The organism is Clostridium sp. HBUAS56017, from assembly GCF_007115085.1.
Taxonomy (GTDB): Bacteria; Bacillota; Clostridia; order Clostridiales; family Clostridiaceae; genus Clostridium; species Clostridium cibarium.
Genome location: NZ_SULK01000085.1, coordinates 1 through 271, shown reverse-complemented (window position 1 = coordinate 271; position 271 = coordinate 1). Strand labels below are relative to the sequence as shown.

At 49.1% G+C, this 271-nt stretch carries 1 pseudogene; it reads right to left on the bottom strand.

Annotated features, from left to right (window positions below):
• Nucleotides 1-159 precede the first annotated feature (159 nt).
• Nucleotides 160-271: pseudogene (locus tag FAY47_RS19995) on the bottom strand (IS6 family transposase); the annotation flags it as partial.

The window sequence follows — 271 nt, the reverse complement described above, 5'->3', positions numbered from 1 at the left end:
CCACCATTGCTACGCTGAGAACCATCTGCAAAGCTGTCGGGAAGCGGTAATCTAACATGGCAGTGTCCTGGGTTGCGGTGAATCTTGTTCTTTTTAGCACCGCAGAGGGCACTGTTGCAAAGTTAGCGATGAGGCAGCCTTTTGTCTTATTCAAAGGCCTTACATTTCAAAAACTCTGCTTACCAGGCGCATTTCGCCCAGGGGATCACCATAATAAAATGCTGAGGCCTGGCCTTTGCGTAGTGCACGCATCACCTCAATACCTTTGATG